16 protein-coding genes are annotated in these 13,146 nt (G+C 62.8%); 14 read left to right on the forward strand and 2 right to left on the reverse strand.

Features of this window, described 5'->3' with window-relative positions; all coding sequences use genetic code 11:
- The first annotated feature begins 259 nt into the window (after positions 1-259).
- The 4 genes from KQH55_RS02755 to KQH55_RS02770 all read left to right on the forward strand — a co-directional run bounded on the left by KQH55_RS02755 (position 260) and on the right by KQH55_RS02770 (position 3,412).
- A complete protein-coding gene (locus KQH55_RS02755) occupies positions 260-1,270 on the forward strand; it encodes an RluA family pseudouridine synthase (protein ID WP_076797093.1) in 1,011 nt (336 codons plus the stop codon).
- A complete protein-coding gene (locus tag KQH55_RS02760; protein WP_076785240.1) occupies positions 1,251-1,910 on the forward strand; it encodes an HAD-IA family hydrolase in 660 nt (219 codons plus the stop codon). The genes KQH55_RS02755 and KQH55_RS02760 overlap by 20 nt, the downstream gene beginning before the upstream one ends.
- Positions 1,911-2,000: 90 nt before the next feature.
- Positions 2,001-2,399 (forward strand): Rieske 2Fe-2S domain-containing protein, encoded by a 399-nt coding sequence (locus KQH55_RS02765; RefSeq protein ID WP_076797095.1) that lies wholly within the window; start codon positions 2,001-2,003, stop codon positions 2,397-2,399.
- The gene (locus KQH55_RS02770) at positions 2,396-3,412 is read left to right on the forward strand and encodes a S49 family peptidase (RefSeq protein ID WP_076797096.1); all 1,017 of its coding nucleotides are present in this window, start codon (positions 2,396-2,398) and stop codon (positions 3,410-3,412) included. Before KQH55_RS02765 ends, KQH55_RS02770 begins: the two co-directional genes overlap by 4 nt.
- Before the next feature lie 108 nt (positions 3,413-3,520).
- Here the strand turns inward: KQH55_RS02770 and KQH55_RS02775 are convergent, their stop codons facing one another.
- Together KQH55_RS02775 and KQH55_RS02780 are read right to left on the reverse strand one after the other, a co-directional pair.
- The gene (locus tag KQH55_RS02775; RefSeq protein WP_076797097.1) at positions 3,521-4,231 is read right to left on the reverse strand and encodes an SAM-dependent methyltransferase; all 711 of its coding nucleotides are present in this window, start codon (positions 4,229-4,231) and stop codon (positions 3,521-3,523) included.
- Positions 4,228-4,875, reverse strand: coding sequence for a Maf family nucleotide pyrophosphatase (locus KQH55_RS02780; protein ID WP_076797098.1), 648 nt, complete (start codon positions 4,873-4,875; stop codon positions 4,228-4,230). Before KQH55_RS02780 ends, KQH55_RS02775 begins: the two co-directional genes overlap by 4 nt.
- Positions 4,876-5,106: 231 nt before the next feature.
- Here KQH55_RS02780 and KQH55_RS02785 point away from each other — a divergent pair, with 231 nt between their 5' ends.
- From KQH55_RS02785 to rpoE, 10 genes are all read left to right on the forward strand, one after another.
- Positions 5,107-5,781, forward strand: coding sequence for a YceD family protein (locus KQH55_RS02785; protein WP_235090147.1), 675 nt, complete (start codon positions 5,107-5,109; stop codon positions 5,779-5,781).
- Positions 5,782-5,899: 118 nt separating this feature from the next.
- Entirely contained in the window at positions 5,900-6,079 is a 180-nt protein-coding gene (rpmF, locus tag KQH55_RS02790) for a 50S ribosomal protein L32 (RefSeq protein WP_076785234.1), read from the forward strand.
- A gap of 117 nt (positions 6,080-6,196) precedes the next feature.
- Complete coding sequence (gene plsX / locus KQH55_RS02795) at positions 6,197-7,339, forward strand: phosphate acyltransferase PlsX (protein WP_076797100.1); 1,143 nt, start codon at positions 6,197-6,199, stop codon at positions 7,337-7,339.
- Positions 7,339-8,328, forward strand: coding sequence for a beta-ketoacyl-ACP synthase III (locus KQH55_RS02800; RefSeq protein ID WP_076797399.1), 990 nt, complete (start codon positions 7,339-7,341; stop codon positions 8,326-8,328). The genes plsX and KQH55_RS02800 overlap by 1 nt, the downstream gene beginning before the upstream one ends.
- Before the next feature lie 81 nt (positions 8,329-8,409).
- Positions 8,410-9,342, forward strand: a complete 933-nt coding sequence (gene fabD, locus KQH55_RS02805) for an ACP S-malonyltransferase (RefSeq protein ID WP_076787299.1) — start codon at positions 8,410-8,412, stop codon at positions 9,340-9,342.
- A gap of 49 nt (positions 9,343-9,391) precedes the next feature.
- Complete coding sequence (gene fabG, locus KQH55_RS02810) at positions 9,392-10,141, forward strand: 3-oxoacyl-ACP reductase FabG (protein WP_235090148.1); 750 nt, start codon at positions 9,392-9,394, stop codon at positions 10,139-10,141.
- Between the two features lie 132 nt (positions 10,142-10,273).
- Entirely contained in the window at positions 10,274-10,513 is a 240-nt protein-coding gene (gene acpP / locus KQH55_RS02815; protein ID WP_041754094.1) for an acyl carrier protein, read from the forward strand.
- 102 nt (positions 10,514-10,615) lie between these two features.
- Positions 10,616-11,854, forward strand: a complete 1,239-nt coding sequence (gene fabF, locus KQH55_RS02820) for a beta-ketoacyl-ACP synthase II (protein ID WP_076787297.1) — start codon at positions 10,616-10,618, stop codon at positions 11,852-11,854.
- Positions 11,854-12,372, forward strand: coding sequence for a protein YgfX (locus KQH55_RS02825; protein WP_235090149.1), 519 nt, complete (start codon positions 11,854-11,856; stop codon positions 12,370-12,372). Before fabF ends, KQH55_RS02825 begins: the two co-directional genes overlap by 1 nt.
- 122 nt (positions 12,373-12,494) lie before the next feature.
- On the forward strand, positions 12,495-13,094 hold the full coding sequence (rpoE, locus tag KQH55_RS02830; protein WP_076797102.1) for an RNA polymerase sigma factor RpoE: 600 nt from the start codon (positions 12,495-12,497) through the stop codon (positions 13,092-13,094).
- Positions 13,095-13,146 lie beyond the last annotated feature (52 nt).

Here is a 13,146-nt window from a genome sequence, read left to right on the forward strand (position 1 = left end):
CGTGAGCTGGGCGCAAAAAATTCTTTATGACCAAAATTTCCGTTACCGGCTTGCCGTCGACGATGCCGAATCTGCCTGTGGGCGATATCCCTGCGTCGTGCAACGACATGCGTGCAACTTGCTGCTCTCGCCTTCCAGGCGAGCAGCCGACCTGGGGTGCAAGGTAGAATAACGCACAGGGCGCTTGCACCGGAACAGCCCGTCGCTTGCCGGGCGGGTCGCCACCGGCGCACGGGCTGTCTGACAAATTATATGCAGAATGAATGAGTTAAGCAAAATATCGCAAAATGGTGCAGCTGCCGACCGTGTTTCGTGGCTGAACGTAGACGACGCGTCGGCCGGCCAGCGCATCGACAATTTCCTTCTGCGCGTATGCAAAGGGGTGCCAAAAAGCCATATTTATCGGATTTTGCGAAGCGGTGAAGTGCGGGTCAACAAAGGCCGGGTTGACGCTTCGTACCGGCTCGAGCATGGCGATACCGTGCGCGTGCCGCCGATACGGGTGGCACAGCCGGCTGGCTCCCCGGTGAGCGCGCCGGCTGCGGCGTTCCCGGTGTTGTATGAGGACGACTGCCTGATTGCGCTGGACAAGCCGGCCGGCATCGCGGTGCACGGCGGCAGTGGGGTGAGTTTTGGCGTGATCGAGCAAATGCGTGCCGCGCGTCCTGCTGCCCGCATGCTGGAATTGGTTCACCGGCTCGACCGGGAAACGTCCGGTGTACTGTTGCTGGCCAAGAAGCGCGCTGCGCTCGTCAGTCTGCACGAGCAGATCCGCGAGGGCCGGCTGGATAAGCGCTACCTAGTGTGCGCGCGGGGCGCGTGGCCCGCACACTGGGGCGTGCGTCGCGCAGTGAAGGCGCCGCTGCACAAGTACTTAACCGCCGACGGCGAGCGGCGGGTTCGCGTGCAGCCCGACGGACTGGCCTCGCATACGATCTTTAACCTGCGCCGGCGTCTGGGCGACTATTTATTGTTGGAGGCGGAACTGAAGACCGGCCGGACCCATCAGATTCGGGTCCATCTCGCACATCTGGGCTTGCCGATCGTCGGTGACGACAAGTATGGGGATTTTCCGCTGAACAAGGATCTTGCTCGTCCCGGCGCCCGGCCCGGATTGCGCCGGATGTTCCTGCATGCGTGGCGGCTGAGCATTAAGCACCCGACTAGCGGCATGCCGCTAGCGTTCGAGGCGCCGCTGCCAGCCGAATGCGGTAATTTTTTGCAACAATTGACGGATACGTTGAGCGCGGATGACACGCAAACAGTTTGACTTGATCGTGTTCGACTGGGACGGCACGCTGATGGACTCAACCGCGCACATCACGCGTAGCATCCAGCGGGCGTGTCGCGACCTCGGCTTGCCAGTGCCCGACGCGTTGTCGGCGAGCTATGTCATTGGGCTGGGGTTGCGCGACGCGTTGCAGACCGCCGCGCCCACGCTCGATCCGATCGACTATCCGCGCCTTGCGCAGCGCTACCGGTTCCATTACCTGAGCGGTGACCCGCATATCGAGTTGTTCGCCGGCGTGCGCGAGATGTTGGACGAATTGCGCGGTGCGGGCTATCTGCTCGCGGTGGCGACCGGCAAATCGCGAGTCGGGCTGAACCGCGCGCTGGACTCGGTCCGGTTGATGACGATGTTCGATGCGACCCGCTGCGCGGACGAGACGTTTTCAAAGCCCCATCCGGCAATGCTGCATGAATTGACACGGGAATTGGGGCAAGGTGCTACGCGTACCTTGATGATTGGCGACACGACGCACGACCTGCAGATGGCGGCCAACGCCGGGGCCGCCGCCGTGGCGGTATCCTATGGCGCCCATCCAGCCGAACAACTGGTCAAGCTGGAGCCGCGCTTTTGCGCCGCCGATGTCACGTCGTTGGCCGATTGGCTGCGCGAGCACGGATGACCGGCGCGCGCGAATAGGTGATGACCGAGGCACGAGTGGATGCCCGTCGTCGCGTCAAGCCGGGGTTTTCCCAGAAATTGCGCTAACTTCATGCAACCTGTTCGTATTTGCGCTTCGCACGAACTCGCCGAACGCGGCCGCGGCATCCGATGCGCCGCGCTGGCAGGTGGTGTGCTGGCAACCGTTTTCTTTGTCCGTTATAACGGCGTGGTCCACGGCTATCTAAACCGGTGCGCGCATGTGCCGATGGAGCTGGACTGGGCCGAGGGCGAGTTCTTTGAAAGATCGCGCTTATACTTGATATGCGCCACGCACGGCGCAACCTATGCGCCCGGCACTGGGCACTGTGTCGGCGGCCCCTGTCGTGGTGGTCGGCTGCGCCCGCTTCAGGTTCAGGAGCGCGACATGGCCGATGGGCCAGCCGTCTTCTGGTTGCCCGACGATGAAATCCGACCTCTTTCCCTTGAAGCAGGACTTGATTGCGCATGACCGACTATTCGACTGACGACAACCCGCGAACCTCTACGCCCGCCCAGCAGGGACGGGCCGACGCCGTCGGCCGTACGCCCGACGATTGGCAGCGCGATGCGCTTGAGCGCGTCGCGCTGGCGGCCATCCGCGAGCAGCGGGCGGCGCGCCGCTGGCGGATTTTTTTTCGCGGCGCGTTCCTCGCCGTGTTGAGCGCGCTCACTTGGAGCGTGTTCAGCCTGTCGGGTGAACGTTCGGTTTCGGCCGCACGTCATACGGCACTGGTTTCACTGGACGGTGAGATTGCGGCGAACTCGAATGCGAGCGCGGAGAACATCGATACCGCGTTGCAAAATGCCTTCGACGACTCGCATACCGCCGGGGTGATTCTGCGGATCAACAGCCCAGGCGGCAGCCCGGTGCAGGCCGGCATCATCAACGCCGAGATCCGCCGTTTGCGCAACAAGTATCCGTCCAAGCCGCTATATGTGGTGGTCGAGGACATGTGCGCATCGGGTGGCTACTATGTGGCGGCGGCGGCCGACAAGATTTACGTGGACAAGGCCAGTATCGTCGGCTCGATCGGCGTGCGGATGGACGGGTTCGGCGTCACCGGGCTGATGAACAAGCTCGGTATCGAGCGCCGGATGCACACGTCCGGTGAGAACAAGGGGTTCTACGATCCGTTCTCGCCCGAGAGCGACAAAATGAAGCAGCATGCGCAGCGCATGCTCGATGATATCCATGCGCAGTTTATTACTGCGGTGCGACAAGGTCGGGGTAAGCGGCTGAAGGAAACGCCGGACGTGTTTTCTGGGCTATTCTGGACCGGCGATAAGAGCGTCGAACTCGGGTTGGCCGATGGGTTCGGCAGTATCGACTATGTCGCTCGCGAGGTCATCAAGGCACCGGATATTGTCGACTATACGGTCAAGGAGAGCATCACCGATCGCGTGGCCCGCAAGTTCGGCGCGGCGGTTGGCGGCGCGGCACTTCGTGTGCTGGCGCTCGGCGCCGCGCCAAACCTACGTTGAGTCTGGCTGTCAACTTGGACGTTGGGCCGTGGACCGGGCACAGTCTTGCTACGCGTTGACTTGGGAGGGGCATGCGGGGTTCGGTTGTCCCCGCGCGCCAAGTCGCTGTCAGTTCGCCAACATCAGAAAAATGGCCGGTCGTTTATGCAGTTCGATCGGCTCTTTACGCCACACTGACACTGGCCGGGTGACGATTTGCTCATCCGGTAGCGTCAGGTCGACGGCCACACACACGAGTGTGTCCGGCGCGCACGCGCTTGCCAGCACATCGAGCATCACACGGTTGCGATAAGGGGTTTCGATAAAAATCTGTGTCTGCCGGGCCCGGCGCGACTGCTGCTCTAGCTCGCGCAGCTTCTTCGTGCGTTGCGCGGCATCCACCGGCAGGTAGCCGTGAAAGGCAAAGCTCTGGCCGTTCAAGCCGGAGCCCATCAGCGCCAGCAGGATCGAACTGGGTCCGACCAGTGGCACGACCCGGATGCCGCGCTCGTGCGCCCGGCGCACCAGCAGCGCACCTGGATCGGCTACAGCCGGACACCCGGCTTCGGACAGCAGCCCGCCGTCGCAGCCTGCGATGATCGGTGCGAGCAGCGCATCGATTGCGTTCGCCGGCGTATTGACGTTCAATTCGCGAATCTCGATGTCCTGGATCGGAATAGTGCCACCCGTTTTTTTCAGGAATGCCCGCGTGCTTTTCGCGTTTTCGCCGACATAATAGGTCAGTCGTGCCGCGAGCGCGCGCACGGGTTCGGGCAGCACACCTGCCAGCGCTGCGGTGTCGCCCAACGCATTGGGCACCAGGTACAGCACGCCAGTCATCGCGCCTGCTCCGGTGCTTCGGAGGCGGCGTCGGCGGTGCCCAGCAGCGTCACACCGGCCTGGCGCAGCATGTCGGTCAGCGCGATCAGCGGCAGGCCGATCAAGGCCGTGGGGTCGTCGCTGTCGACCGCCTCCAGCAAGGTGATCCCCAGCCCTTCCGACTTGGCGCTGCCGGCGACGTCGTAGGGTCGTTCCATCTGCAAGTAAGCGTCTAGTTCCGTATCGGGCAAATTGCGAAAGCGTACCCGTGTGACGACGTCGGTGCAGCGTGCGGTGTCGTTGCGCGGGTCATAGAGGCACAGCGCGGTGTGAAACTCGACGTCGCGCCCGCGCATCGTGCGTAGCTGCTCGAGTGCGCGCGCGTGGTCCCCGGGTTTGCCGATTTGCCGGCCGGCGAGCGTGGCGACCTGATCCGAGCCGATCACCAGCGCATCGCCGCTGCGCGCGGCCACGGCGCGGGCCTTGGCCTCGGCCAGTCGCAGGGCGGTGCCGGCCGGCGCTTCATGCGGCAATGGCGTTTCATCGATGTCTGGCACGTCGACGTCGAAAGTCACGCGCAACCGCTGGAGCAGTGCGCGCCGGTACGGGGAGCTGGAAGCAAGAATCAGCCGGCGCGCGGCGATTGGAGCGGATAGGGGCTGCATGGGCGGAAGCGGTCCGGAATGCGCGATTTAACCACGGCCGGCACCTGGCGCGCGGCGCGTTGCACGAGCGCGCGCCAGGTGCCGGCTTAAGTGTTTGACGCGTAAAGACAAAAGCGGTATGATACCGGGCTTTTCATCGGTGCGGTCCATAAATGTCTGTCGCGGCGCGGCGGCCGGCGATACCGGCTGCGCCTGTTAGCGGGATGAGGGATGACGCGGGAGGAGGTCCAGGTGGCGGAGTCAACGGACAAGCAAGACGCGTCGACCGGCCGTGAGGCGGCGCTCAACCTGCATGCGCTGGACCTGTTCGAGTTTGCGCGAACAGGTCGGCAAGCGATGGGACAGTTCGACGTTGGCGAGTTGGCCCGGCTGGCAGCCGAAGTGCCCGCCGACGCGGTGACGCTCGGCGATTATGATTCGGCGTTGCGCTGGCACGCGCAGGGTGGATCGGTGCGCGAACTGCAGCCCGATGGCACCGTGCTCGATGAGCCGTGCCTGCGGGTGGCCGTGCATGGCGCAATCTGGCTGCAGTGCCAGCGTTGCATGGAACCGTTTCGCGTGCCACTGGACATCGATGCCGAATACCGGATCGTCGAGAGCGACGATGAGGCGGATGAGCGTGCGCTCGACGACACGTCATTTGATGTGATCGTAGGTTCGCGTCAGTTCGATTTTGTCGAGTTGATCGAGGAAGAATTGTTGTTGTCGTTGCCGCTGGTACCGAAGCATAAGATCTGCAACCAGATACACGAGAGCCTGGTGACCGGCGCGGCGGGCGAGCATGCGCGCGATCCCGATGCTGAGGCCGGCGAATCGCCGGCTGGTGACGAAACGCAATGCGAGCATCCATTTGCCGCGCTCAAGGCGCTCAAGGGTGGCGGGCCGAAGTCCGGACCGACGCATTGAGTGGGCGGGCGCGGCCCAGAGGCCAGGCCGGTCGCGCCGGCCTGTCATCCGCTGTTTGGCGGGTGGCAGGCGGGGTGGGGACCTGTGTTAAAATTGACGAAATTTTTCTGGAGTTACCATGGCAGTTCAGCAAAACAAGAAGTCGCCGTCGAAGCGCGGCATGCACCGCTCGCACGATTTCCTGGGCGCCGCACCGCTGGCCGTCGAGCCGAGCACCGGCGAAGTCCATTTGCGTCACCATATTAGCCCGAACGGTTACTACCGCGGTAAGAAGGTCGTCAAGACCAAAAACGACTAAGTGCCTGGCGGCAATGGTCGCCTGCCTCACCTTTCGTTCGCGATTGAATTGCCATCGGTTCGTCAAGAAAGCGGCATTGATCTGCCGCTTTTTTGTGCCTGAAATTCGCCGCATCCCATGACTATAAAGATCACAATCGACTGCATGGGAGGCGACCACGGTCCAACCGTGACGGTTCCCGCTGCGGTCAGTTTCGCGCGTGCGCATCCAGATGCGCAACTCGTACTGGTGGGCTTGAACGACGCGATCCGCGCGCAGCTCAAGCGATGCAAGGCACTCGACATGCCGACGCTGTCGATCGTCGATGCGAGCGAGGTCGTCGCGATGGACGATTCCGTCGAGGTCGCATTGCGCAAGAAGAGGGACTCGTCGATGCGCGTCGCGTTGAACCTGGTGAAGGAGGGTCATGCGCAAGCCTGCATCTCGGCCGGCAACACCGGCGCGTTGATGGCGGTGTCGCGCTACGTGCTCAAGACGCTGGCCGGCATCGAACGGCCGGCGATCGCGTTCGCCCTGCCGAACCAGCATGGCTACACGACAATGCTCGACCTGGGCGCGAATGTCGACTGCGAGCCGCAGCACTTGCTGCAATTCGCCGAGATGGGGCACGCGCTGGTGTCTGCGATCGAGGGTAAGGACCGCCCGTCGATCGGGTTGCTGAACATCGGTGAAGAGGTGATCAAGGGCAACGATATCATCAAGCGCGCCGGCGAACTGCTGCGCGCGAGCACGCTCAATTTCCGCGGCAATGTCGAGGGCAACGACATTTACAAGGGCACGGTCGACGTGATCGTTTGCGATGGCTTTGTCGGCAACGTCGCGTTGAAGACGTCCGAAGGACTCGCGCGGATGCTTGCCGACATGATTCGCGAAGAGTTTAGTCGTTCGTGGGCCACGAAGCTCATGGCGCTGCTCGCGCTACCGGTGCTGTCGCGTTTCAAAAAGCGGGTCGATTCGCGTCAATACAACGGCGCCGCGCTGCTCGGCCTGCGCAATCTGGTGATCAAGAGTCACGGTTCGGCAGATGCGTACGCGTTTGAATGGGCTATCAAACGCGGGTATGATGCCGTCAAGAATGGCGTTCTCGAGCGTCTGACGCGGGCGCTGGAGGAAAATGCCGACCCGCTCGCTCGCGCGGCCGGCGCTGGTTTTGGCGAACCTGACGTGTCCGGCGCACAAGCACTTTCCAATACGACCACCGGCGGCCCCGCGGGATCATCCGCGCCTGAGCCGTTGGCTGCGCTATCCCCGAAGGCATGATGGTTCATTCCACTATTTACTCGCGCGTGCTCGGTACCGGCAGCTACTTACCACCGACGCGCGTCACCAACCAGGCGCTGGCCGAGCGGCTCGCGCAGCAGGGGGTCGAGACGAGCGATGAGTGGATCGTGACGCGCACGGGCATCCGTGCCCGTTATTTCGCGTCGCCCGAGCAAGCCACTAGCGACCTTGCATTGGTGGCCGCACAGCGCGCGATCGCAGCGGCGGGCATCGATTTGCAGGCGATCGAGCTGATCATTGTTGCCACGTCGACTCCGGACTTCGTGTTCCCGAGTACGGCCTGCCTGCTGCAGGACAAGCTCGGCATCCGCAACGGTGGCGCGGCATTCGACGTGCAAGCAGTGTGCTCCGGGTTCGCTTATGCGCTGGCGGTGGCCGACGGGTTGATCCGCAGCGGCGCGCATCGCAACGCGCTGGTGATCGGCGCCGAAACGTTTTCACGGCTGCTCGATTTCAAGGACCGAACCACCTGCGTGCTGTTCGGCGACGGCGCTGGTGCCGTCGTGCTCGGCGCCTCGGACCAGCCAGGGCTGCTGGCGAGTGCACTGCACGCGGACGGCAGCCACGCGCGCATCTTATGCACGCCAGGCAACATCAACGGCGGTGTTATCCAAGGTAGTGCGTTTCTGCATATGGACGGGCCCGCGGTATTCAAACTCGCGGTAAACGTGCTCGAGAAGGTGGCGCTCGAAGCGCTGGCTAAGGCCGATATGTCTGCGGACCAGGTCGATTGGCTGATTCCACATCAGGCCAATATCCGAATCATGCAAGGCACGTGTCGCAAGCTCGGATTGCCATCGGAGCGCATGATTGTGACGGTCGGCGAGCATGGCAACACGTCGGCCGCATCGATTCCGCTCGCGCTGGACGTGGCAGTGCGGGACGGACGCATCAAGCCCGGTGATCGGGTACTGATCGAAGGCGTTGGCGGTGGATTTACCTGGGGTGCGGCAGTCATCCGTATGTAGACGCGTGTACAGCATGCGCAGGTGCTTGGTGCGCTGTCCGAGCGCATGCCGTTTCGCTGCTTTTTTCTATTCGAGGACGATATGAAGTTCGCGTTCGTTTTCCCCGGGCAAGGCTCGCAATCGATCGGCATGCTCAATGCATTTGGTGATCATCCTGTTGTAAAGGCGACGCTCGAAGAAGCGTCCGATGCGCTGAGCCAGGATATCGGCCGCCTGATCGCACAGGGGCCGGTCGACGAACTGAACCTGACCACCCATACGCAGCCTGTGATGCTCACCGCCGCCTACGCGATTTACCGCGTGTGGCAACAAGCCGGCGGCGCGGCACCGGCGGTCGTTGCCGGCCACAGCCTCGGCGAATACACGGCACTGGTCGCCGCGGGCGCGATCACATTTCGTGACGCGTTGCCGCTGGTGCGCTTTCGCGCGCAGGCGATGCAACAGGCGGTGCCGGTCGGGGCCGGGGGGATGGCGGCGGTCCTGGGGCTGGATGATGACGCGGTGCGCGCCGCATGCTCGGAAGCGGGGGCGGCCGGCATCGTCGAGGCGGTCAACTTCAATGCGCCGGCGCAGGTCGTGATCGCTGGCCACAAGGCTGCCGTGGACAAGGCGTGCGAGATCGCCAAGGCCAAGGGCGCAAAGCGTGCGGTGTTGCTGCCCGTGTCAGCGCCGTTTCATTCGTCGCTACTCAAACCGGCATCTGAGCGCCTGCGCGAGTATCTGGCCGATGTCGACGTGCGTGCGCCGCAGATTCCGGTGGTCAACAATATCGATGTGGCGATGGTGTCGGATCCAGCCGGCATTAAGGATGCGCTGGTACGCCAGGCCGCCGGGCCGGTACGCTGGGTCGAATGCGTGCGCGCGATCGCCGCGCAGCAGATCACGCATGTGATTGAGTGCGGCCCTGGCAAGGTGTTGGCCGGGTTGACGCGGCGCATTGATGCCAACCTGGTGGGCGGCGCAATCGTCGATTCGGCGTCGCTCGACGATACATTGAAACTGTTGCAAGGTTGAATGCCGGGCTGTCACCGGGATTCATCATTCGATTCGGAGCCAAGACGGGATGGAAAAATCGCTCGACAAACAGATTGCGCTGGTCACCGGCGCATCGCGCGGCATCGGCCGTGCGATTGCGCTCGTGCTCGGGCGTGCCGGTGCGACGGTAATTGGCACCGCCACGTCCGACAATGGAGCGGCGGCGATCAGTGACACGTTGCGCGCCGAGGGCATTGTCGGTCGCGGCGCGGTACTGGACGTCAACGACGGCCTCGCGGCCGATGCGCTGGTCAATTCGGTGGTCAAGGAGTTCGGGGCATTGAATATCCTAGTGAACAACGCCGGCATCACGCAGGACCAGCTTGCAATGCGGATGAAGGACGATGAGTGGGACGCGGTGATTGACACCAACCTAAAGGCTGTATTTCGCCTGTCGCGCGCCGTACTGCGGCCGATGATGAAGGCGCGCGGCGGGCGCATCATCAGCATTACGTCCGTCGTCGGCTCAACCGGTAATCCGGGGCAGGTCAATTACGCAGCGGCCAAGGCGGGGGTGGCCGGCATGACGCGGGCGCTGGCGTGCGAGATTGGCAGCCGTAACATCACCGTCAACTGCGTGGCGCCGGGTTTCATCGACACGGATATGACCCGCGTGTTGCCCGAGGCGCAGCGCGCGGCGCTCGACGCGCAGATTCCATTAGGCCGGCTGGGTGCGCCGGAAGACGTCGCCCACGCGGTTGCATTCCTCGCTTCGGCGCAGGCGGGATACATTACGGGCACGACGTTGCACGTCAATGGCGGCATGTACATGTCCTGACGGGTGCTGGCTGCACTTGCTGCGGTGCTCGCAAGGGTTGCGGCGAAACTGGTCGCGCGTCATTTTTTGCGGGACAAACCTGATAAAATGCGCGCACTTGCATTTTTGAACTCATTTTCCCTGGAGGGATGCATGGACAACATCGAACAGCGCGTCAAGAAGATCGTCGCAGAACAGCTCGGCGTGGCTGACGCGGAAATCAAGAACGAGGCTTCGTTCGTCAACGATTTGGGTGCTGATTCGCTGGACACTGTCGAGCTCGTGATGGCGCTGGAAGACGAGTTCGGCATGGAGATTCCGGATGAGGAAGCCGAGAAGATCACGACGGTTCAGCAGGCAATCGACTACGCTCGGGCTAACGTCAAGGCCTGAGCGTCTGGTTTTTTTGTCGCAGGTCGCGGCCACAGGGCTCACGGATTCCCGTGCGGCCGCTGTGGCTTTTGATTTTCTATTATGTATGAAAAAGGGAATATCGTGAGCCGTCGTCGTGTGGTAGTTACCGGCCTTGGGCTGATTTCGCCCGTTGGCAATAACGTTGTCGACGGTTGGGCGAACCTGGTTGCTGGCAAATCGGGGATCGCGAACATCACGAAGTTTGACGCATCGAATTTTTCGACGCGTTTTGCCGGTGAAGTTAAGGGCTTCAAGGTCGAGGACTACATGGCGGCCAAAGAGGCCCGCCACATGGATACGTTTATCCACTACGGCTTTGCGGCCGGCGTGCAGGCCATGACGGACGCGGGCATCGACACGGCAAGCGAGGACTTGGAGCGTATCGGTGTGGTTGTCGGCTCGGGCATTGGCGGCTTGCCGATGATCGAAGTCACGCAAACCGAGATGCTCAACCGCGGGCCACGGCGGATTTCTCCTTTCTTCGTTCCGGCCTCGATCATTAACATGATTTCCGGTCACCTGTCGATGCGCTACGGTCTCAAGGGGCCGAACCTGGCGATCGTGACTGCATGCACGACCGGCTTGCACTGCATTGGCGAGGCGGCACGGTTGATCGAATATGGGGATGCCGACATGATGCTGGCCGGCGGTGCAGAAGCGACCGTGTCGCCGCTGGGCATCGGCGGCTTTGCCGCCGCGCGCGCGCTGTCGCAGCGTAACGATGATCCGGCCACTGCCAGCCGTCCGTGGGACAAAGATCGTGACGGCTTCGTGCTGGGCGAAGGTGCTGGCGTCATGGTGCTCGAAGAATACGAGCACGCGAAGGCGCGCGGCGCGAAGATCTATGCCGAGGTCGCCGGCTATGGCATGAGCGCTGACGCGCACCACATCACGGCGCCACTCGAGGACGGTGATGGCGCGCGCCGTTGCATGCTGGCGGCGTTGAAGAACGCGCGCGTGAACTTGGATGAAGTCCACTACCTGAATGCCCATGGCACGTCGACGCCGTTGGGCGACCTGGCGGAGACTATCGGCATCAAGCGCACGTTCGGCGACCACGTGAAGCACATGGTCGTGAACTCGACGAAGTCGATGACTGGCCACCTGCTTGGCGGCGCAGGCGGTCTGGAGTCGGTGTTCACCGTGTTGGCGCTCCATCACCAAGTATCGCCGCCGACGATCAACATTTTCAATCAGGATCCGGCGTGCGACCTGGATTACTGCGCGAATACCGCGCGGGAAATGAAGATCGACGTCGCGCTGAAGAACTCGTTCGGCTTCGGCGGCACGAACGGTACGCTGGTGTTCAAGCGCGTCTGATGACGGATCGCACCGTCTTCGCAGAGTCCCGGTCCGCGCCGCCGCCGCACTCCGGTATCGCATCGACGGCGTGCGACGACGCGATGGTTTTGCGGCACTCGCGGATGCTCGCGGCGTTGGGCGTGGCCGCCGCGTGCGCGTGCGCGCTGGCGGTGATGCTGGCGCTGGTGCCGCGCATCAGTCTCATCGCCGCCGCAGCGGCAGCGCTCGCGGTGGCGCTCGTATTGGCCGTTTTTTCGCAGTGGCAGGAACGCAAGCGGCCCGTTGCGATCAAAGTCGGGCCGGACGGTGCGGTCACGTGGCACCGTCAGGGCGCGCCGGTGCGATATCACCGGATCCTTGGGCATGCGCGTCCTGCTGCTGGCCTGCTGGTGCTGCGCCTGGCGCCTGACGACGAGCGGGCGACGTGGCACAGTGCAGGACCGGGTTCGGTGCTGATCGCGGCGGATGCAATCGAGCCGTCCCATTTCCGCGAGTTGGCGATCGCGCTGGCACGTCAGCGCCGGCGGCCGGGATGAGTCGTTGCCCCGCAGTGCGCCCGCGCGGCCCCTTGTAACCGTTGTAACGCTTGCCTGCCCGCGGGGGCGCTACAATAGGCGTCCTTTCGCGTCGCAATCTATATAGATAACGGATTTTTCAGGTGAGCGAAAAAGAAATCGACCAGGCGCTGGTCGAGCGCGTCCAGAAAGGCGACAAAGCCGCGTTCGAACTCCTGGTCGCCAAATACCACCGCAAGATCATCAGGCTGATTTCGCGCCTCGTGCGCGATCCCGCAGAAGTTGAGGACGTCGCGCAGGACGCGTTCATTAAGGCATATCGCGCGTTGCCGCAATTTCGCGGCGAGTCCGCGTTCTATACGTGGTTGTACCGGATCGCCGTTAACACCGCAAAGAATTACCTTGCGACGCAGGGTCGGCGTGCGCCGACATCCACGGAAGCGGACGCGGAGGAGGCTGAAACTTTCTCCGATGCCGACCAACTAAGAGATATCAACACGCCTGAATCAGTGTTGATGAGCAAGCAGATCGCACAGACAGTCAACGCCGCGATGGCGCTGTTGCCCGAGGAGTTGCGCACGGCGATCACGCTGCGCGAGATCGAAGGACTGAGTTACGAGGAAATCGCCGAGATGATGGGTTGCCCAATCGGCACCGTTCGGTCGCGGATTTTTCGGGCTCGCGAAGCTATTGCGACAAAGTTGCGCCCGTTGCTGGATACTCCCGAAGGAAAGCGGTGGTAGCGGTAAGGGTCGAGCGGGGGAGTCTACGGGGTTGTCAGTCAGATGGGGAGCA

Source organism: Mycetohabitans sp. B3 (assembly GCF_021498065.1).
Lineage (GTDB): Bacteria > Pseudomonadota > Gammaproteobacteria > Burkholderiales > Burkholderiaceae > Mycetohabitans.

What these genes read in the sequence shown, in the direction of transcription:
- KQH55_RS02755 (WP_076797093.1), top strand. Translation starts at nt 260, where the DNA reads ATGAATGAGTTAAGCAAAATATCGCAAAATGGTGCAGCTGCCGACCGT.
- KQH55_RS02760 (WP_076785240.1), top strand. Translation starts at nt 1,251, where the DNA reads ATGACACGCAAACAGTTTGACTTGATCGTGTTCGACTGGGACGGCACG.
- KQH55_RS02765 (WP_076797095.1), top strand. Translation starts at nt 2,001, where the DNA reads ATGCAACCTGTTCGTATTTGCGCTTCGCACGAACTCGCCGAACGCGGC.
- KQH55_RS02770 (WP_076797096.1), top strand. Translation starts at nt 2,396, where the DNA reads ATGACCGACTATTCGACTGACGACAACCCGCGAACCTCTACGCCCGCC.
- KQH55_RS02775 (WP_076797097.1), bottom strand. Translation starts at nt 4,231, where the DNA reads ATGACTGGCGTGCTGTACCTGGTGCCCAATGCGTTGGGCGACACCGCA.
- KQH55_RS02780 (WP_076797098.1), bottom strand. Translation starts at nt 4,875, where the DNA reads ATGCAGCCCCTATCCGCTCCAATCGCCGCGCGCCGGCTGATTCTTGCT.
- rpmF (WP_076785234.1), top strand. Translation starts at nt 5,900, where the DNA reads ATGGCAGTTCAGCAAAACAAGAAGTCGCCGTCGAAGCGCGGCATGCAC.
- plsX (WP_076797100.1), top strand. Translation starts at nt 6,197, where the DNA reads ATGACTATAAAGATCACAATCGACTGCATGGGAGGCGACCACGGTCCA.
- KQH55_RS02800 (WP_076797399.1), top strand. Translation starts at nt 7,339, where the DNA reads ATGGTTCATTCCACTATTTACTCGCGCGTGCTCGGTACCGGCAGCTAC.
- fabD (WP_076787299.1), top strand. Translation starts at nt 8,410, where the DNA reads ATGAAGTTCGCGTTCGTTTTCCCCGGGCAAGGCTCGCAATCGATCGGC.
- fabG (WP_235090148.1), top strand. Translation starts at nt 9,392, where the DNA reads ATGGAAAAATCGCTCGACAAACAGATTGCGCTGGTCACCGGCGCATCG.
- acpP (WP_041754094.1), top strand. Translation starts at nt 10,274, where the DNA reads ATGGACAACATCGAACAGCGCGTCAAGAAGATCGTCGCAGAACAGCTC.
- KQH55_RS02825 (WP_235090149.1), top strand. Translation starts at nt 11,854, where the DNA reads ATGACGGATCGCACCGTCTTCGCAGAGTCCCGGTCCGCGCCGCCGCCG.